The following is an 18,755-nucleotide window of genomic DNA, read 5'->3' as shown; positions in this document are numbered from 1 at the left end:
AAAGCCTTAAGCGTCAATGCGCTTGGCTCTATGTTTACGCGTCAATACGCTTATATTTCACACGCTTAGGCACATCAGTACCCACTCGCTTATGGTAGTCCGCTTCATACTCGGTGTAGTTACCGGTGAAGAATTCCACTTTGGACTCGCCTTCGTACGCCAGAATATGAGTGGCGATACGGTCAAGGAACCAGCGGTCGTGCGAGATCACAAAGGCGCAGCCTGGGAACGTCAGCAGTGCTTCTTCCAGTGCACGCAGGGTTTCGATATCCAGATCGTTTGACGGTTCATCGAGCAGCAGCACGTTGGCACCCTGTTTCAGGGTTTGTGCCAGATGCAGACGGCCACGTTCACCACCGGACAGGTCTTTTACAAACTTCTGCTGGTCGTTGCCTTTAAAGTTAAAGCGACCGGCATAAGCACGGGATGGCACCTGATAACTACCGATGGTCAGGATATCCTGTCCGTCAGACAGTGCTTCCCAAACGGTCTTGGAACCGTCGAGGTTTTCGCGGCTCTGGTTTACAAAGGCCAGCTTCACGGTTTCACCGATTTCCACGGTACCGGAATCCGGTTGTTCTTCACCAGCGATCATCTTGAACAGAGTCGATTTACCGGCGCCGTTACCACCGACGATACCCACGATAGCACCCTGAGGGATGCTGAAGTCCAGATTGTCAATCAGCAGCTTGTCACCAAAGGCTTTGGTAACGCCTTCAAAATTAACCACCTTGTCGCCCAGGCGAGGTCCGGGCGGAATGTAGATCTCGTTGGTTTCGTTACGGCTCTGGAATTCCTGAGACTGCATCTCTTCGAAGCGTGCCAGACGGGCCTTGCTCTTGGCATGACGGCCTTTGGCGTTAGAGCGAACCCACTCCAGCTCTGACTTCATCGATTTCTGACGGGATACTTCCTGCTTGGCTTCCTGTTCCAGACGGGCTTCTTTCTGTTCCAGCCAGCTGGAGTAGTTGCCTTCCCATGGAATGCCGTGACCACGGTCAAGTTCCAGAATCCAGCCTGCTACATTGTCGAGGAAGTAACGGTCGTGGGTAATCGCCACAACAGTACCTGCGTATTCATGCAGGAAGCGCTCCAGCCAAGCTACAGATTCTGCATCCAGGTGGTTGGTTGGTTCGTCCAGCAGCAGCATGTCCGGGTTAGACAGCAGCAGGCGACACAGGGCGACACGACGACGCTCACCACCAGACAGATGCTCTACCTTGGCATCCCAGTCTGGCAGGCGTAGCGCTTCAGCTGCCACTTCCAACTTACGCTCTAGGTTATGCGCATCAGACGCTTCGATAATGTTTTCCAGGCGAGCCTGTTCCGCGGCCAGCTTGTCAAAATCGGCGTCAGGTTCAGCGTAAGCTGCGTAGACCTGGTCCAGTTTAGCCTGGGCGTCTTTGATTTCGGACAGCGCTTCTTCAACCACTTCGCGTACGTTTTTGCTGTTATCCAGCTCAGGCTCCTGTGGCAGGTAGCCCACGTTGATACCAGGCTGTGCACGAGCCTCGCCATTATATTCGGTATCGACGCCTGCCATGATACGCAGCAGGGTGGATTTACCCGCACCGTTCAGACCGAGCACACCGATTTTTGCACCGGGGAAGAAGGATAGTGAGATATCTTTCAGAATCTCACGCTTCGGTGGGACAACTTTTCCCACACGATTCATGGTGTAAACAAACTGTGCCATAGCAGCAAAATGCTCCTGATAGTAATCTTGATAAGTAGCGTTGGGCCCTGAAAAGTGTAACGGGCAAAGAGTATAACGGGCAAAGTATGAGTCGGTTTGTCCTGACCCGAATCTGCCTATGATACCTCAGCTAGTAAGAGATAACGAAGGTCAGTAAAAACCTTTCTCACCTTCTGGTCGTGTCTTGAAGCGACGGTGCATCCACATATATTGCTCCGGATGTTGGCGGATGATTCCCTCGATAATGCTGTTGATCCTGCCTGCATCTTTAACATCGTCACCGGAAGGGAAATTGTCCAGCGCTGGAAAATACTCCAGTTCATAACTATTGTCTTTCAGGCGACGGACAGCCAGAGGAACGGCAGCACAACCTGTCATTTTAGCGAGTCGGGCTGTCATTTTGATGGAGGCGGCCTGGATGCCAAAAAAAGGGGTAAAAACACTGACTTTGCGGCCAAAATCCTGATCGGGCGAGTACCAGATTGCACGACCACTCTTGATGCGTTTGAGAGCACCTTTAAGGTCATGCCGGTCAATGGCTGCTCCGTAAATGCGTTTGCGGGATCGGGTCATGATCCATTCGAAAACAGGATTGTCATGCTTGCGGTAAAAGGTATCGATATCAAACCAGAGTTTATTGATTGCACCGGCCAGATCCAGCGTGCTGAAGTGGATTCCTATGATGATAGCTCCTTTACCCTGATCAAGGGCGGCCTGAAGGTGCTCTGCCCCTTTGATTCTGGTGGTTGGGCGAAGATATTCTGGATCCCGAAACCAGGCAGTAGCGGTTTCAAGTAACCCGATACCATTGGCAATAAAAACATCCTTAACCCGCTGTTTTTGCTCTGCGGGGCTGAGCTCAGGAAAGCAGAGTGCGATGTTTACCTCGGTAATATGTCGGCGGCTTTTTGCCAGAGCCCACAGCATATAACCCAGTCCCCTACCCAATCCGCGCTTCACTGGCCAGGGCATAAACGCGGCCAGCCAAATAAAAAAGAATCCCGCCCAGGTTGGCCAGTAGCGTGGGTGCCAGAAGCTTGCAGGGTAACGTTTTTTAGCCATCAGATTTCCTTGGGTTTAGCGGAGCGGACATTTTAAAGTTACTGCTCTGATGCGGCAAAGTTTTTACCCCTATACTCAGATCTCAACTAAGGTTAATGGCAAAAGTGTACACTTTGTGGGGATATTAAATGTGCTTCAACTTGAATAAAGTTAAAGATGCATTAATCTTGAGCCAAATTTTAATTACTCACAGACTGTTATCGCGTTTAAAGGGACTGGAACGATGTAACGGAGATTTCAGTGCATGAAGCGTACATCCATTTCTACCCGTGTCTGGCTTATTCTTGCCCTCTTTGCTGGCGGCATGCTAGCGAATTCCTATCTTGAAATAACCAATACCCGTAATGCTATCCAGAGTTGCTATGAGGGCAATGTGGAGCATGTGGTTGATATTGCTAAGAGTATTCTGCAGCACTACCACAACCGCCAGCTATCCGGAGAGCTGACGCAGGAAGAAGCCCAGCGTTTGGCTCTGGAGGTTATTTCTGCGATTCGTTATGACGGAGGCAACTATGTCTTTATGGGTGATGAATCAGGCATAGCCATCAGTAACGGCATAAAAGAGTTGGTGGGGACTAATATTTTGGGTATGCAGGACCCTACAGGTCTCCCCTTGGTGCGTAATCTGTATGAGGTTGCTTCCGGTGGCGGAGGGTTTGTTGACTACCAGTGGCCTGATCCGGATAACAAAAGTGTCCTTCAGCCCAAGACCAGCTATGCGGACTATTTTGCGCCTTGGCGCTGGACTTTGGGTAGCGGTCTGAATTTGGCCGCATTGAAACAGGAAGTGAATGATTTTCAGCTGGATAGTCTGATCAATCTGATCCTGGTGATGATCAGCGTAGGGGTAATCGTGACCTTTTTTGTTCACAGTGTGAATATTCAGATTCGAAAGTTGGTCGGGTCTATGCGGGAGCTTTCCGGTGGGCATGGTGACCTGAAGCATCGTTTATCTCTGGAAGGTGGCAAAGAGGTGGCTGAGGTTTCTGATTCCTATAATCAGCTGGCCTCGTCATTGGAAGAGATGGCACAGCAGGTTCGACAGGAAAGTGAACGTTTTCGGGCAGCCGTTGAACGTATGCAACCTGATGCGGTAATTCCCCGGTCGGATCATGGTGATGAGCTGACCCTTGTTAGCGTTCGCCAGATGGTCAGCCAGATCTGCAATCAGGCAGAGGCTCTTGAGCAAGCTCACGAATCACTGAAAGAGATGGCCGAGCAGGACCCGGCAACCGGTTTATTAAGTCCTCAGGCATTTGAGCAGAGGGTTTGCGATCAGTTACGTCATCTGGATAGTAATACACCCAATACGTTTGCCCTTGTTGGCTTAGATAAGAGGTTGGAGTCTGATCAGGTTGCTATGGTTGCCGTTACGATCCGGCATATACTGCCCAATGATGTTTTGGCCAGTTATCTGCCGGGCACTGGTTTTGCCTATTGGTCCAGTTTTACTGATGCCTCTGAAGGAATGCGTCTGGCGGTTTCTCTGCAGCAGCAAATCAGTACGGAATTGGGCGAGTCATTGGATATCAGCCTTGGAATCAGCAGCATGCTTGGTGGCCATAAGAGTTATGACCTGCTTCACAGCGAGGCGGAACGCGCGTTGATTCGGGCCGAGAAAGAAGGTGGCAACCGGGTCTATGAATACTGAGGCCGAAATGGCGACATTATCAGATTCCGATAATAAATCCGGATACCACAAAAAAACGCGGCATTAAGCCGCGTTCTTTGTCGCCAAAGTAAGGTGACTGCCTACGCCATAATGTGATGGCCGGCATCGACATAATGCAGCCCGCCCGTTACTGCAGACGACAGTGAGCTGACCAGGAAGGTTGCCATATTACCAACCTCTTCCGGTGTGCCCAGTCGACGCAGTGGAGAGTGACTTTCAGCGCTTTCAACCAGTTTGTCGAAGTGATCAATACCCGATGCGGCACGGGTCATCATAGGGCCAGGGGACACACAGTTAACGCGGATGTTCTTTTCACCCAACTCTGCTGCCAGATAACGTACAGAGCTTTCCAGAGCCGCTTTGATCGGGCCCATCATGTTGTAGTGATCGACCACTTTCTCAGCACCGTAGTAACTCATGGTGATCAGGGAGCCGCCCTCTTTCATTAGCGGCTCAGCCAGTTTGGCCATGCGCACAAAAGAGTGGCAAGAGATATCCATCGCTTTACTGAAGCCTTCAGACGTTGAGTCCACCACGCGCCCGTGGAGTTCATCAATTGGTGACCAGGCGATGGAGTGGATAACAAAATCGATCTGTCCCCAGGCTTCCTCTGCGGCTTTAAACAGCTGCTCCAGTTCATCCTGTTTCACTACGTTGCACGGCATAAAAATCCTGGCATTCACGGCTTCAGCCAAGGGTTCTACATGGGAACGTGCCTTTTCATTCAGATAGGTCATCGCAATTTCAGCGCCCGCCTCATGCAGCGCTTTTGCACATCCGTAGGCGATGCTGCTTTCATTGGCAACACCTACAACAATTCCTTTTTTACCTTCCAGGGATAACGACATTTCTTTTACTCCATTTTTTCCGCAGGTTGTGCAGAACCATATTTAGAACTGTTAGTGAGCTTAGTCTCCCCAGATGCCAAAGCGTTGACAGCTGGGAGACGTTTTAATGACATTATTTTTATAGGGATATTATGACTGATAATTTGTGCATGTGCGAAGCAATAACACCGCACGGTCACAGTAAGTGCCCGTGCGGTTTTTGAGGCAGGGTTATATCTCAGGTGGTCAGGCTGTTAGCGGCGTTGGATTGCGCTCAAGGCCTGCGGTGATATAGCGTTCCCGTTTACGCGCTTTCACTTTATCAATGTCTACCAGAATCAGGCCGTCGATACAGTAGCCAAAGTCAGCATCAACACTGAAGTCGAGAAATTCAATGCCTCCGGGCTCGCAAAGCTCGGTGTACTGTTTATAAAGTGTTGGAACGGTAACGCCCAGATGGTCGAGTTGCTCGCGCAGAATCAGAAAGTCTTCCTGCAGGTTGTCACCGGCAAACAGTTCGTACATCTGCTGCTTTTCACTCGGGTTGAGAACATAAGGCGCATTAGCTCTGGCTAAGGGATGAGCGGAGCTGTAATAGTGGCTGTAAAAATGCACAATCAGGTCTTTTGCCGCCTGTGGATAGCTGTTGCTCAGACTGACCGGGCCGAACATATAGCGTACTTTGGGGTGGTGGCGCAGGTAGGCTCCGATACCAAACCAGAGGTAGTCCAGGCTACGTTTACCCCAGTATTTCGGCTGTACGAAACTTCGACCCAGTTCAATACCCTGTTCAAGCTTGGGTGTCAGACCTTCTGACAGACTGAACAGACTGCTACAGTAAAGGGCTTTAAGACCTTCATTTTCGATGATGCGGTTAGCTTCAGCGATTCGGTATGCCCCGACAATTTCCAGTTCTTCCTCATCCCAGAGAATGATGTGACGGTAATAGTGATCGTATTTGTCCAGATCCCGTTTCTCGCCACTGCCCTCACCCACTTTACGGAATGAGATCTCCCTAAGACGCCCCAGCTCTTTCATCACAGCGGAGTCCCGAAAGCTATCGAACAGATAGATCTGTTTGCCATCCTTGGTTTCGCCCAGCATTTGTGACTGTTTCAGCTCGCGGCGAAGAATCCGGCGATCTTCCGGGTGGGCAATGCACTTCTCGGTTTGAAACAGAGGCTTGCGGTTTTTTGCCAGACGATAGACGTGTTTTTTCAGCAGTTTGATTTTGTCCCGGTTAGACAAAGCGTTAATGTCGAACTGAGCCAGGGGAATCAACCGACCAATACGGACCGGTAGTGTTACCTGATGCTGTTTAAACATTTCACGCATCAGCATCAGTGTGCCGATCGGTTTCGCCAGTGTGGAGAGGCTGTAAAACAGGGAGGAGTTTCGGCCGCCAAGGTGAATCGGCAAAATCGGACTATTGGTCTTGCGGGCAAAATGCAGGAAACCACTTTGCCAGCGGGCGTCCTTTATACCGGCCGGACCTGCCCGGGAAACCTCGCCAGCGGGGAAGATAATGACAGCTTCATCGTTTTTCAGCGCGTCTACAATGCGGGCAGTGCTCTCTTTGTAACCGGTCTGACTCATGTTATCCACAGGCAGTAGCAGAGGCTGTAGAGGCCTAAACTGCATCAGAATATCGTTGGCGACAATACGGACATCAGGACGCACACTGCGGACCAGTTTCAGTAAGGCTAAACCATCCAGGGTGCCGATGGGATGATTGGCCACAATAACCACGCGGCCTTCGGTGGGAATGTTCTCTCGCTCGTTCTCATTGATCGACAGGCTGAAATCAAAATAGTCGAGCACGTGGTCGACAAATTCCGGGGCACTGGCATCCTGATGCTGACGCATAAAACGGTTGATCTCATGCTCCCGTGAAAGCCAGCGCAGAAAACGAAACAGGCCATTTTTGATCAGGGGAGGCCTGCGTGAAATGGCTGGAAAGTTCTCGCTGACAATACGCTCAATACTGATCGCTTTATCAGCGGGGGCAGATGTTTCAATTCTGACGGTATGCTCACTATTAACCACAGACCTATCCTTTATAGACGCTTTTGTGGCCACATTAAGCGGATAAAATGACAGAACGCTGACGCAGGCGTGTCGTTTTGGTGACAGCTCAGAGCGGTTAATCCGGGCTTAATGGCAGCTCCGGTGTGCTAACACTTTGATATGATGAGTATTTAAAACGTAAGTCGAAAGGGAGTATGAAGGTGACTCAGGATCATTTTGAAAAACTGGAAAACATGTACCTTTCCGGTCGTTGTAACGATCTTTATCAACCGGACATCAGTGTCAGTAAGGGTGAGGCTGAGATCCGTTTTCAGATACAGGAAAGCTTCTTTCATGCCGCTGGCGCAGTTCATGGCTCTGTGCTGTTTAAAGCGTTGGATGATGCGGCTTATTTTGCGGCGAACTCTATGGAAAGGCGTTTCTTTATGGTGACGGCAAGCTTTACCACCTATTTTCTGCGCCCTGTGAGTAAAGGTCACTTAACGGCAAAAGGTAAAGTGGTTAACCGAGGTAAGAATCAGCTGATTGCCGAGTCTGTGGTTTATGATGAGCGCGGTAAAGAGGTTGCACGGGGCAATGGTGTGTTTGTTGCCAGCACGACCCCTCTGAGTCCAGAGGTGGGTTATGCATGATCCTCAGGTGGGTATTATTGTCTGCTTTCAGACTGGCTTCCGCAGTAGAGCCACATCCTGATCAACAAGAGCCAGCGTCAGACCATATTGTGCTGCGATCCAGTGGAAAGTGCGGTCGCTGAAGAAGGTGATATGGGTCGGGTCATTTTTATAGTGCCAACGTTTGAATGCCGCCTGATCAATCACCCGTTTGGTCATTAGCCCCAGCCAGCCGCCGGGTTTCAGAATAGGCAGGAGTTGCTCCAGAACATCTTTCGGTGAGGAAAGGTGTTCAAAGACCTCGGTGCTGGTGATGAAGTCGTATTCCTGGCTCAGAACATCCGGATTATTGGCAAAGTAGGGGTCATAAATCGCCATGCTGTGTCCGGCTTCTTCAAACATCAGTGACAGGGTTGGACCAGGGCCACAACCAAAATCTAATCCGTGGCTGAGGGGTGGGATGCGTTCAAGCATTGGCTGAGACATCCGGCTGAGAAATTTGCGATAACCTGCATCATCGGGATTGTTTTCATGCTGTTGATAAACCGCCTTTTCTTCCTCATGACTCAATTGCTGTGATTTATCCACAAAGACCAGGTCACAGGTCAGACACTGCCAGTAATCACGCTTTTTGTCCTGAGCGTAGTGCTCGATGCTGCTGTTAGTACAGAGGGGGCAGGTATCCGGGTGATAAGCGGTCATAGTGAGCCTGAAACGTAATAGATCGGAAGGTAAGGTCTTATGGGCGGAATGAAAAAAACGGGCCATAAAGCCCGTTTTTTCTAACCTCAAGTCATGCTTGCTGAGGTTGTCAGTGCTTAGCGCAGAGACTCTTCCAGCTCCTGCTGAGCTTTATAAGCACGGAACTCTTCGTACATAGCACGCTCAGAAGTCGGGCTCATTTCAGCTTTAGCTGCTTTCATCGCGTTTTCGAATACTTCTCTGGTTTGCTGCTGACCAAAGCCAACCATGACGCAGTACTGGTTTTTCTCATTGATCTTGAAGTAGCCGCTCTCAACGACTTTTGTCCCGCTCAGGCTCTGATCCGTAACCTGCTTGGAAACACTCTCAAAGGTCGATCCTGAGGTCATCGCTTCTTCGCTCTCGGTGACGCGCTGGTAGGTCTTGTCCATGGCTTTGATGCGGGTCTCAATGGACTGAGCGATCATTGAACGGGCGTTAGCCGTGGCGCGTTTCTTATCTAGGGTCATGTTACCGCTGGAGCTGACGCAGGCGCTTTCTGCGATACCATCAGCAACAACGGGCTGATCAATCCAGGCAGGGTATGCGCGTGCAGCCGGAGCGTCTTCTTTTTCAGGTGATCCACCGCAAGCTGCGAGACCTAACGCCAGAGACAGCGCAGACAGTTTTAACCAAGATGCTTTTTTCATGATTCCGAATCCTTTGACAACAACCTATGAAACAGTTTGAGGATGCAGAGTTCTCGTACTGCTTTCGGGTTGGCAGAAACGCTGCATTAAGTTTGATGGCAGATTAGCAAAAAAAAGAGAAAGCGAACATAAAGCAAAGGCCTAAAAAGCCCGCGCGGTTCACCTTTTAATGATCCGGGCGGGCTTTCAGAGGGATTCGCGAGGTTCAGCTCAGAAGCTGAACCTGTCTGAGTTCTGTTTTATCAGAACAGAACTCGTGCGCGGATGGTACCTGCTACGGTGCGCAGAGCTTCCAGCGCTTGCGGGCTGTACTCTTTTTCAACATCCACAACCACATAGCCCACTTTTTCGTTGGTCTGCAGGAACTGGCCGGAGATGTTGATGCCGTTGTCAGACAGCACCTTGTTGATCTCAGACAGAACACCCGGCACGTTCTCGTGCAGGTGCAGCAAACGGTGCTTGCCAGGGTGAGAGGGCAGCGCCACTTCCGGGAAGTTAACCGCGCTGGTGGTTGTACCGTTGTCGCTGTACTTGATCAGCTTCTCGGATACTTCAACACCGATGTTTTCCTGAGCTTCCATAGTGGAACCACCCACGTGCGGGGTCAGGATCACATTGTCGAACTCACGCAGTGGAGAGATAAACTCGTCATCGTTGGAGCGTGGCTCAACCGGGAATACGTCAATGGCAGCACCCAGCAGTTTGCCGCTGCGAACTACTTCTGCCAGCGCGTCAATATCCACAACGGTGCCGCGCGCAGCGTTGATGAAGATGGAGCCTTGCTTCATTTCAGCAAACTGTTCCGGGCCCATCATCCACTTGGTTGCTTCGGTTTCTGGTACGTGCAGGGATACGATATCCGCCGTGTTCAGCAGCTCTTTCATGCTGCCAACCTGCTCTGCATTACCCAGAGGTAGCTTAGTGATGACATCAAAGTAGATCACTTTCATACCCAGAGACTCAGCCAGAACCGACAGCTGAGAACCGATGCTGCCGTAACCGACAATACCCAGCGTCTTACCGCGAATCTCGAAAGAGTTCTTCGCAGACTTCAGCCAGCCACCGCGATGGCAACCTGCGTTTTTCTCAGGAACACCACGCAGCAGCATGATGGATTCAGCCAGAACCAGTTCCGCTACAGAACGGGTGTTGGAGTAAGGTGCGTTAAATACTGCGATGCCACGGATCATGGCGGCTTTCAGGTCAACCTGATTGGTGCCGATGCAGAAGCAACCCACGGCAACCAGTTTCTCAGCCGCATCAAAGATCTCTTCGGTCAGCTGAGTGCGGGAGCGAATGCCAATAAAGTGGGCGTCTTTGATCGATTCTTTTAGCTGTTCTTCCGGAAGTGAAGCAGCGTGATATTCGATATTGGTGTAACCGGCTGCCTTGAAGTTATCAACGGCAGATTGGTGTACACCTTCCAGAAGAAGAATTTTGATCTTGCTCTTGTCAAGAGACGTAGTAGCCATGGTGCTGGAACCCTCTAACGGTCACGGCAGATCGCCGGTCTGAAATAAGCTGTAGCGAACTTCTGTTGTGGGTCAACGCGGTACAGGAGGGGCGCTCCGTACTGGGAGTGTTGTTGCGTTTCGCAGGGGTAACAGAGAAGTTTTGTTACTTATCCCAACAACAGGCGCAACATGGTAACACAACCCTGTGTAATTTCTGTTCAAGATTTGCTCATTTATCAATGAATCTGGCTCACTTTTGGCTTTCATCTGACAAAAAGTTTCACCGGGTTAGCCGCGATATTTACGGATTGATTCTCAGGGGGTATCCGGCCAGACCTTGTCAGCTGGCAGTTTGCCCGCTGAGGATATCAGCAGTCCTTCTGAGCGAAGACGCTGAGCTTGTTCGTCACACTTGCCGAATTGTGAAACTTTGAATTGGCTATTAACTACCCGATGCCAGGGAAGCTGAGTACCCTCTGGCAGTTGGCTGAGCAGGCGGGCGACCTGTCTTGCGGAGGTTGCCATCGGGATCAGTTCTGCCAGCCGGCCGTAGGTGGTAAAGCGCCCTTCCGGGATCTGGTGCAGCACCAGATAAAGAGCCTCTTTGATGGTGTGGGGGGATGTGTTCATTTATTTTTCCGGCAATTTATCTGTGCGCCGAATTTTTCGTCCGGCATCATTTTCGATCATAGGGAATATTAAGGTATAGTTACGCTCCATATTTTGCCGTTTTACCGAAGAATCGACTACAAACCTCCGGCATTGCCCGAGTGTTTATTATAAAAAAACAGCTTGCAGGTTCAGTGACGAGCCATGTGAGATCGCCCTAATGTTTCAGGCAACTCTAAGTCAGTTGCAATCTCTGGAGACGACCATGTTTAAAACCAAACTTCGTAAGTTTATTGCGGGTTCTTTGCTGCTGGCTTCCGGCCTGACAAGTTCACTGGTGCAGGCCGATGCTTCCGTCGCGATCACTCAGATTGTTGAGCACCCTTCTCTGGATGCCATCCGCCAGGGGGTTCAGGATGAGCTGGCTGAGCGTGGTTATGTGGTTGGAGAAAACCTGAAATGGAACTACGAAAGTGCTCAGGGCAGCCCTGCAACAGCGGCTCAGGTTGCCAAGAAGTTTGCCGGTGATGCACCGGATGTGATCGTGGCGATCACCACACCGTCTGCCCAGACGGCGGTATCCGCTGCCCGTGGTATTCCGGTTGTTTTCTCTGCTGTAACTGACCCTGTCGGTGCCAAGCTGGTTAAAGCACTGGACAAGCCAACCCGTTGGGTGACCGGTACCACGGATATGCTGCCGATGGATAAGCATATGGAACTGGTTAAAAAGATCGTTCCAAACGCGAAAAAAATCGGTGTGATCTTCAATCCGGGTGAAGCGAACTCGGTCAGCTCCGTACAAATGGTTCATGAGGCAGCACCTAAGCAGGGTATGACCGTGGTAGAAGCGGCAGCGACCAAGTCTTCGGATGTACTGGCATCAGCCCGTTCTCTGGTGGGTAAAGTGGATGTGATCTATCTGCCGATCGACAATACGGTTATCTCTGCGCTGGAAGCGGTACTTAAGGTTGCTGAGCAGTCTGATATCCCGGTGATTACCGGTGATACTGACTCTGTAAACCGTGGTGCGATCGCGGCCGTTGGTTTTGATTATTATCAGGTCGGTCGTCAGACCGGTGTGATCGTAGAGCGTATTCTGAAGGGTGAATCGCCAAAGAACATTCCGGTTGAGGGTGTTCAGACGATGGATCTGGTGATCAACCCGGCAGCGGCTGAGCGTATGGGTGTCACCCTGCCTCAGGAGCTGATCGATCAGGCGAAAAAAGTTATTCAGTAAGTTGTAGTCCTGAGAGAAAGCGGCCGTAAGCGCCGCTTTTTCTCGTTAAGGCACGACTGATTTTTTTGTGGATAGAATTGATTCATCATTAACTTTATCTGCTTAGTTAACCGCTCTTCCCGAGCCCCAAACCTCTTAATGGGATCACCGTGAGTTCAATTGCCTTTTTTGGTGCTGTGGAGTCAGGCCTGCTGTTTGGTCTGGTTGCCTTTGGTGTCTTTATCGCCTTTCGTGTGCTGGATTTTCCGGACCTGACCGTTGATGGTAGCTTCCCTCTGGGAGCCGCAGTCGCTGCAACGCTGATTGTAAGTGGATGGAACCCCTGGCTGGCAACGGCGATGGCAATGGTGGCGGGCTGTATGGCGGGTGTTGTCACAGCGTGGCTGAATGTCCGGCTGCAGATTCTTAACCTGCTAGCCTCGATTCTGACGATGATTGCGCTCTATTCGATCAATCTGCGCATTATGGGTAAACCCAATGTTGCACTGTTGGGTGATGAAACCGTTTTTACCCCCTTTGAGAACTGGGATATTCCTTTTTATCTGATCAACCCGATTATCCTCAGTGGTTTCGTGCTGGTGGTTTATCTGCTGTTTGTCCGTTTTATGACATCAGAACTGGGTCTTGCGATGCGGGCGACTGGTGTGAATGCCAAAATGGCCCGTGCCAATGGTGTGCATACCGGACGGCTGACCATCCTGGGTGTTGCTGTCGCAAACGGTATGGTGGGACTGGCAGGTGCTCTGTTCGCCCAAAGTCAGGGCACGGCTGATGTGACCATGGGTGTCGGTACGATTGTTATTGGTCTGGCTGCGGTGATCGGTGGTGAAGCGATCCTGTCGACACGCACCATCGCCCGCTGGATTTTCGCCTGCCTGATTGGGGCGATTCTTTATCGTCTGGCGATTGCCGTTGCCCTGAATGCGGACTGGATCGGTCTGAAAGCTCAGGATCTTAACCTGATTACCGCTGTGTTGGTGACGCTGGCCATTGTGATGCCGCGCATGAAACTACTGAAACGCAAAGGAGGTCAGGCATGATTCAGGTTGAACAGCTTGCAGTAACCTTTGGTGCCGGAACGCCTCTGGAAAACCGCGCATTAAGAGGTCTGAATCTGACCATTCCGGAAGGTCAGTTCGTGACGGTGATTGGTAGTAATGGTGCCGGTAAGTCGACTTTTCTTAACGCTCTGGCCGGTGAAGTTCTGGCGGATCAGGGCAAAATTCTGATCGATGATCAGGATGTAACCCGCTGGCCCACCAATAAACGTGCAGGGCTGGTTGCCCGGGTATTTCAGGACCCGCTGGCAGGAACCTGTGAAACCCTGACCATTGAAGAGAATATGGCGCTGGCGCTGAAACGCGGTTTTGGTCGTGGTCTGAGTCGTTCTATTCGCCATGAGTATCAGGAGATTTTCAAAGAACGCTTGTCCCGCCTCGGACTGGGTCTGGAGAAGCGCCTTGGTGATCGTATGGGGCTGCTGTCCGGTGGTCAGCGTCAGGCGGTTAGTCTGTTAATGGCGACCCTTCAGCCGATGAAGATCCTGTTGCTGGATGAGCACACGGCCGCACTGGATCCTAAAACAGCCGCTTTTGTGCTGGAACTGACCAAAAATATTATTGAAGAGCAGAACCTGACAGCGCTGATGGTGACGCACTCTATGCGTCAGGCGCTGGATGTGGGTGACCGCACCCTGATGCTGCATGAAGGTAATATCGCCTTTGATGTTGAGGGTCATGAGCGGGAGGGGCTGGATGTGCCGGACCTTCTGGCTCTGTTCTCAAGAACCAAAGGGGAAGAGCTGAGTGATGACAGCTTGCTGTTGGGGTAGCCGGTTCCTCTTGTGGAAATCGGTGACTTAGCCTGTTTTCAGGCAGAGTCACCGATAGTCTGTACGCCTTCACGCCTTCACGCCTTCACGCCTTCACGCCTTCACGCCTTGAGCGGGCACTGTTATTTCACCGCGAAGATCCTGCTGTATCAGTTGCTGAACCTGCTGCCTGTCATAACCCTGAGCCAACAGGACGTGCAGCTTGGTAAAAGCTGCTTCCAGAGTCATGTCCTGTCCGGAAATCGCACCCATGCGATTGAGCTCCGAACCGGCTGCATAAGCCCCTTGCTTAATGCCACCGTGGGAGCACTGGCTGATGTTCACCAAAACTTTGCCGGCCTGACTCAACTCGTGCAGTACTGCGATCAGCTCCGGATCAGAGTCTGGCAAATTGCCTGCACCGTAGGTGAGCAGAATCAAAGCCCGGGCATCCTGTGCCATAGCTCTGATGCTCCGGGGGCTGATACCCGGATAGAAGTGGACCAGACTAACGGCATCGGGTATTAGCCCTTTTATCTGGAAGGTCGGTTGGCTACCTGTTAGCAGGTACGGCTGATTTAAGCGCAGATCGATGCCTGCCTGACCGAGATTCGGATAGTTGGGGGAATCAAAGGCGGTCATCGCCATACTACTGACCTTGCTACTGCGATTCCCTCTTAGCAAGCGGCCGCCGAAGCAGATACAGACCTCGCTAATCTCATTTTGGGCTGCAAAGCGCATGCTGGTCAGTAGGTTGTTCAGACCGTCGCTACGCTCAGATCGGAGTGGGATCTGAGCACCTGTCAGCACGACCGCTTTATCCTGGTCAGCCAGCATAAAGGACAGTGCCGACGCGGTGTAGGCCATGGTGTCAGTGCCGTGCAGAATGACAAAACCATCATAGGCGGCCCAATGCTCGCGCAATAAGATCGCCAGTGACTGCCAGTCAGATGGCTGGATGCTGGCGCTATCAATCAGTCTGTCCAGCTCCAGAAACGTATAACGGGGCAAGCTGTCCTGGGGGTAAAGATTCAGGGCGCGGGCAACCTGTTGTTCAAATCCTTTACCTGGCTGAAAGCCCTGATCTGAATGTTGCATACCGATCGTACCACCGGTATAGATAATCAGCAGATGCTTTTGATTCATCGTTGTTCTCCGTCTGCGGGCGGGTTACGGCAAGGTGGTCAAATGGCATGGAAGTAAGCTTCCATGCCATTGTTGGAGGGGCTGAATGATCAGGCTCCCGGTGCCAGCATGTTCTGAGGGCTCAACAGATGCTCAAGGCGTTCCTCGCTTAGTAATCCTTCTGCCAGAATCAGCTCCCGAACGGTGCCTCCGGTATGAAGGGTGGTTTGGGCAATTCGGGAGGCATTGGCGTAACCGATATGAGGTACTAACGCTGTGATGCTGCCAATACTGATATCCAGAAGCTCTGCGCAACGTTCACGGTTGGCCTTGATTCCGCGAATGCAGCGATGCTCCAGCATGCGACAGGCTTCACCCAGCATGCGCATGGAGTTGAGCAGGTTGTAAATAATCAGAGGCTCCATGGCATTCAGCTGCAGCTGACCCGCTTCGGCGGCCAGAGTGACGGCCATATCATTGGCGATCACCTGAAACGCAGTCTGGTTAACCGCTTCAGGGATAACCGGATTGACCTTGCCCGGCATAATGGATGAGCCGGGCTGCATCGGTGGCAGTTGGATCTCACCCAGCCCTGTGCGTGGACCGCTGGACAGCAAACGCAGATCGTTGGCAATTTTGCTGAGTTTGATCGCGAAACGACGCAGTACACCGGAAAAGAGTACAAAGGCCCCCATATCTGAAGTGGCTTCAATAAGGTTGGCAGCCGGAACCATCGGTTTTCCGGACAGCTCCGCCAGATAGCGGATCGCTAACCGTGAGTAATCCGTATGGGTGTTGATTCCGGTGCCAATGGCGGTGCCCCCCAGGTTAACCTCGCATAACAGCTGGCAGGCTTCATGCAAGCGATCAATGTCTTCGGACAGATTAACGGAAAAGGCTTCGAACTCCTGACCCAGAGTCATGGGCACCGCATCCTGCAGCTGGGTACGTCCCATCTTCACCACATCGGAAAACTCCTGTCCTTTCTCCGAAAAAGCCTGCACCAGACTTTTGATCGATACGACTAAGGGTTCAGCGGCAAACTGAATCGCCAGACAGGCAGATGTAGGATAAGCATCGTTAGTGGATTGCGAGCAGTTGACATCATCATTCGGGTGCAGGTGTTGGTAGCTCCCTTTTTCATGGCCGAGTTTGGCCAGTGCCAGATTGGCGATGACTTCATTGGCATTCATATTGGTGGATGTGCCTGCGCCACCCTGAATCAGGTCCACGACAAACTGATCCTGCAGGCTTCCCTGAGCGATAGCTTCACAGGCGTTATTAATCGCCTCTGCCTTTTCCGTGGATAAGAGTCCCAGGTCGTAGTTTGCTTTCGCCGCCGCTTGCTTGACCAGTGCCAGCGCCCTCACCAGTTCCGGAAAATGGCTGATAGGCACACCGGTAATGGAGAAGTTTTCCAGTGCGCGCTGAGTTTGAATGCCATACCAGGCATCGCTTGGTACGGGCAGATCACCCAGAAGATCATGTTCAATACGGGTTGCCATAATAGACTCCGAAAATAGTGCGCAACTTACGCGCTGATCAGAATTGAGTAAGAAAAAAAGGGGGGGAGACCGACCCTATAGTGCATTAGCTCACCCCCCTGCGCCCAAAAAAGGCGCGACAACAGAGAGCGTGCTTCAGGATGCCTGAAGCACGTACTGCAAGAGCTCGTTGATAAGTGTTAGTGGTTCAGGGTGACGTCTGCCTGGGTTTTCCGGAGAGCTGATGCCGCAAGTTCATTTACCCTTGCCTGATGTTCCGGTTCCAGTTCCCAGGCGGCTTTATCCAGATCAAGGTCTGAAAAGTTTTCCGGGTTAAATACCGGAATCTCATCACTGCGTTTCAGCTGCTGATCGTAATCTTTCATAATGCGCAAGCCGGTCGGGAAGAGCATGGCCAATGCCAGCAGGTTTGCCAGAGCCAGTAAGCCCATGGTGACATCGGCAAAGGCGAAGACGGTGCCCAGGTCCATAATGGCACCCCAGCAGCACAGGCAGATAATGGCGACCCGGAACGCGTTAAACAGTGTCTGATTTTCTTCACTGAAGAAGTTAAGGCTGTTTTCACCCAGATAGTAGTTGTAAAGAATGGTGCTGAAGCCAAATAACAGCAGGGCAACGCTGACAAACATACGACCCCATTCACCCACATGCTCTGCCAGCGCGATCTGAGTCAGAGCAACGCCACCCAGGTCTCCGGTAGTGGCAGGGTCATAGATACCGCTGAGAAGAATAATGAAGGCGGTGCAGGAGCAGAGAATAACCGTATCAATAAACACGGAGAATGATTGCACAATACCCTGGCTGGCCGGGTGAGGCACATACGCGACAGCTGCAACGTTGGGAGCACTGCCAAGGCCCGCTTCATTGGAAAACAGGCCTCGCTTAACGCCCATAAGAATCGCAGCACCTATGCCGCCACCAATAGCAGGTTCCAGACCAAAGGCACTTTTTACGATCAGAGTGATCACGTCCGGGATCTGCTGGATATTCATCCCCAGTACCACCAGCGCGATAGACAGATAACCCAGTGCCATAATGGGCACCAGAACTTCCGAGATTCGGGCAATACGCTTAACACCACCGAAGATGATTAAGCCCGTGATCAGTGCCAGTGCAATGCCGGTGTAGTAAACGGGAATCCCAAAAGCATCCTCAAAAGAGGTGGCTACTGAGTAGGATTGAAGTGCCGTAAAGCCAAAACCAAAGGTTACCAGAAGCAGTACAGAATAGACTGCGGCCAACCAATACCACTTCTGACCCAGACCTCGGGCGATATAGTAGGCCGGGCCACCGCGATAGGTACCGTCGGGCTCAGCTTTCTTGTAAGTTTGTGCCAGCGTGCATTCAAAGAAACTGGTGGCCATACCCATCAGACCAACGATCCACATCCAGAAAATAGCCCCTGGCCCACCAAGAGTGATCGCCACGGCTACCCCTGCAATGTTTCCACCGCCAACACGACCCGCAACGGATAGCAAGAGCGCCTGAAAGGAGCTGAGATGACCGTACTGGTCTTTTTTAAATGCCTGTTTCGAGCCGAGAATCCGGAACATTCGGCTGAAATAGCGAAATTGAACGAAACGAGACGCCAGGGTAAACCAGACGCCGAGAGTGAGCAGAACGGCGATTAACACCTTGCTCCAGAGTAAATCATTTAGAAAATCCAGCATAAGAGATGCCTCCGCTGCGCAGCTGTGCGCTTATTCTTGTTAGGGAGCGGCTATTCAA

General features: G+C 51.5%; 16 protein-coding genes. 5 read left to right on the top strand and 11 right to left on the bottom strand.

Annotated elements, in window-relative coordinates:
- Window positions 1-34: 34 nt before the first annotated feature.
- Both ettA and lpxL read right to left on the bottom strand, forming a co-directional pair.
- Window positions 35-1,696 carry an energy-dependent translational throttle protein EttA gene (gene ettA / locus AC4GL5_RS00450; RefSeq protein ID WP_490380815.1) on the bottom strand — a complete coding sequence of 554 codons (1,662 nt, stop codon included), beginning with the start codon at window positions 1,694-1,696 and terminating at the stop codon, window positions 35-37.
- Window positions 1,697-1,846: 150 nt separating this feature from the next.
- Entirely contained in the window at window positions 1,847-2,758 is a 912-nt protein-coding gene (gene lpxL, locus AC4GL5_RS00445) for an LpxL/LpxP family Kdo(2)-lipid IV(A) lauroyl/palmitoleoyl acyltransferase (RefSeq protein ID WP_490380814.1), read from the bottom strand.
- 244 nt (window positions 2,759-3,002) lie between these two features.
- On the opposite strand from lpxL, the gene AC4GL5_RS00440 reads away from it, so the two are divergent.
- Window positions 3,003-4,409 (top strand): cache domain-containing protein, encoded by a 1,407-nt coding sequence (locus AC4GL5_RS00440; protein WP_490380813.1) that lies wholly within the window; start codon window positions 3,003-3,005, stop codon window positions 4,407-4,409.
- A gap of 101 nt (window positions 4,410-4,510) precedes the next feature.
- Here the strand turns inward: AC4GL5_RS00440 and fabI are convergent, their stop codons facing one another.
- Entirely contained in the window at window positions 4,511-5,278 is a 768-nt protein-coding gene (gene fabI / locus AC4GL5_RS00435; RefSeq protein ID WP_490380812.1) for an enoyl-ACP reductase FabI, read from the bottom strand.
- A 225-nt stretch (window positions 5,279-5,503) separates the two neighbouring features.
- On the bottom strand, window positions 5,504-7,303 hold the full coding sequence (gene olsF, locus AC4GL5_RS00430) for a bifunctional ornithine lipid synthase OlsF (RefSeq protein ID WP_490380811.1): 1,800 nt from the start codon (window positions 7,301-7,303) through the stop codon (window positions 5,504-5,506).
- A gap of 182 nt (window positions 7,304-7,485) precedes the next feature.
- On the opposite strand from olsF, the gene AC4GL5_RS00425 reads away from it, so the two are divergent.
- Complete coding sequence (locus AC4GL5_RS00425; protein WP_490380810.1) at window positions 7,486-7,917, top strand: PaaI family thioesterase; 432 nt, start codon at window positions 7,486-7,488, stop codon at window positions 7,915-7,917.
- Window positions 7,918-7,944: 27 nt separating this feature from the next.
- Here AC4GL5_RS00425 and AC4GL5_RS00420 read toward each other — a convergent pair whose 3' ends face one another.
- The 4 genes from AC4GL5_RS00420 to AC4GL5_RS00405 form a co-directional block, all read right to left on the bottom strand.
- Window positions 7,945-8,598, bottom strand: coding sequence for a class I SAM-dependent methyltransferase (locus AC4GL5_RS00420; RefSeq protein ID WP_490380809.1), 654 nt, complete (start codon window positions 8,596-8,598; stop codon window positions 7,945-7,947).
- 116 nt (window positions 8,599-8,714) lie between these two features.
- Window positions 8,715-9,287 (bottom strand): LPP20 family lipoprotein, encoded by a 573-nt coding sequence (locus tag AC4GL5_RS00415; protein WP_490380808.1) that lies wholly within the window; start codon window positions 9,285-9,287, stop codon window positions 8,715-8,717.
- 242 nt (window positions 9,288-9,529) lie between these two features.
- Window positions 9,530-10,759 (bottom strand): phosphoglycerate dehydrogenase, encoded by a 1,230-nt coding sequence (gene serA / locus AC4GL5_RS00410; RefSeq protein WP_490380807.1) that lies wholly within the window; start codon window positions 10,757-10,759, stop codon window positions 9,530-9,532.
- A gap of 297 nt (window positions 10,760-11,056) precedes the next feature.
- Complete coding sequence (locus AC4GL5_RS00405; protein ID WP_490380806.1) at window positions 11,057-11,371, bottom strand: MGMT family protein; 315 nt, start codon at window positions 11,369-11,371, stop codon at window positions 11,057-11,059.
- Between the two features lie 244 nt (window positions 11,372-11,615).
- Here AC4GL5_RS00405 and AC4GL5_RS00400 point away from each other — a divergent pair, with 244 nt between their 5' ends.
- The 3 genes from AC4GL5_RS00400 to AC4GL5_RS00390 all read left to right on the top strand — a co-directional run bounded on the left by AC4GL5_RS00400 (window position 11,616) and on the right by AC4GL5_RS00390 (window position 14,418).
- Entirely contained in the window at window positions 11,616-12,587 is a 972-nt protein-coding gene (locus tag AC4GL5_RS00400) for an ABC transporter substrate-binding protein (protein WP_490380805.1), read from the top strand.
- 149 nt (window positions 12,588-12,736) lie between these two features.
- The gene (locus AC4GL5_RS00395) at window positions 12,737-13,627 is read left to right on the top strand and encodes an ABC transporter permease (protein WP_490380804.1); all 891 of its coding nucleotides are present in this window, start codon (window positions 12,737-12,739) and stop codon (window positions 13,625-13,627) included.
- Window positions 13,624-14,418, top strand: a complete 795-nt coding sequence (locus AC4GL5_RS00390; protein ID WP_490380803.1) for an ABC transporter ATP-binding protein — start codon at window positions 13,624-13,626, stop codon at window positions 14,416-14,418. The genes AC4GL5_RS00395 and AC4GL5_RS00390 overlap by 4 nt, the downstream gene beginning before the upstream one ends.
- Window positions 14,419-14,511: 93 nt before the next feature.
- Here AC4GL5_RS00390 and AC4GL5_RS00385 read toward each other — a convergent pair whose 3' ends face one another.
- The 3 genes from AC4GL5_RS00385 to AC4GL5_RS00375 all read right to left on the bottom strand — a co-directional run bounded on the left by AC4GL5_RS00385 (window position 14,512) and on the right by AC4GL5_RS00375 (window position 18,697).
- A complete protein-coding gene (locus AC4GL5_RS00385; protein WP_490380802.1) occupies window positions 14,512-15,543 on the bottom strand; it encodes a type I asparaginase in 1,032 nt (343 codons plus the stop codon).
- 89 nt (window positions 15,544-15,632) lie between these two features.
- The gene (locus AC4GL5_RS00380) at window positions 15,633-17,027 is read right to left on the bottom strand and encodes an aspartate ammonia-lyase (protein WP_490380801.1); all 1,395 of its coding nucleotides are present in this window, start codon (window positions 17,025-17,027) and stop codon (window positions 15,633-15,635) included.
- 179 nt (window positions 17,028-17,206) lie between these two features.
- Window positions 17,207-18,697, bottom strand: coding sequence for an alanine/glycine:cation symporter family protein (locus AC4GL5_RS00375; protein WP_490380800.1), 1,491 nt, complete (start codon window positions 18,695-18,697; stop codon window positions 17,207-17,209).
- Window positions 18,698-18,755 lie beyond the last annotated feature (58 nt).

The sequence above is a fragment of the Oceanospirillum sp. genome (assembly GCF_982874595.1).
This window is presented reverse-complemented; position numbering and strand designations above follow the sequence as displayed.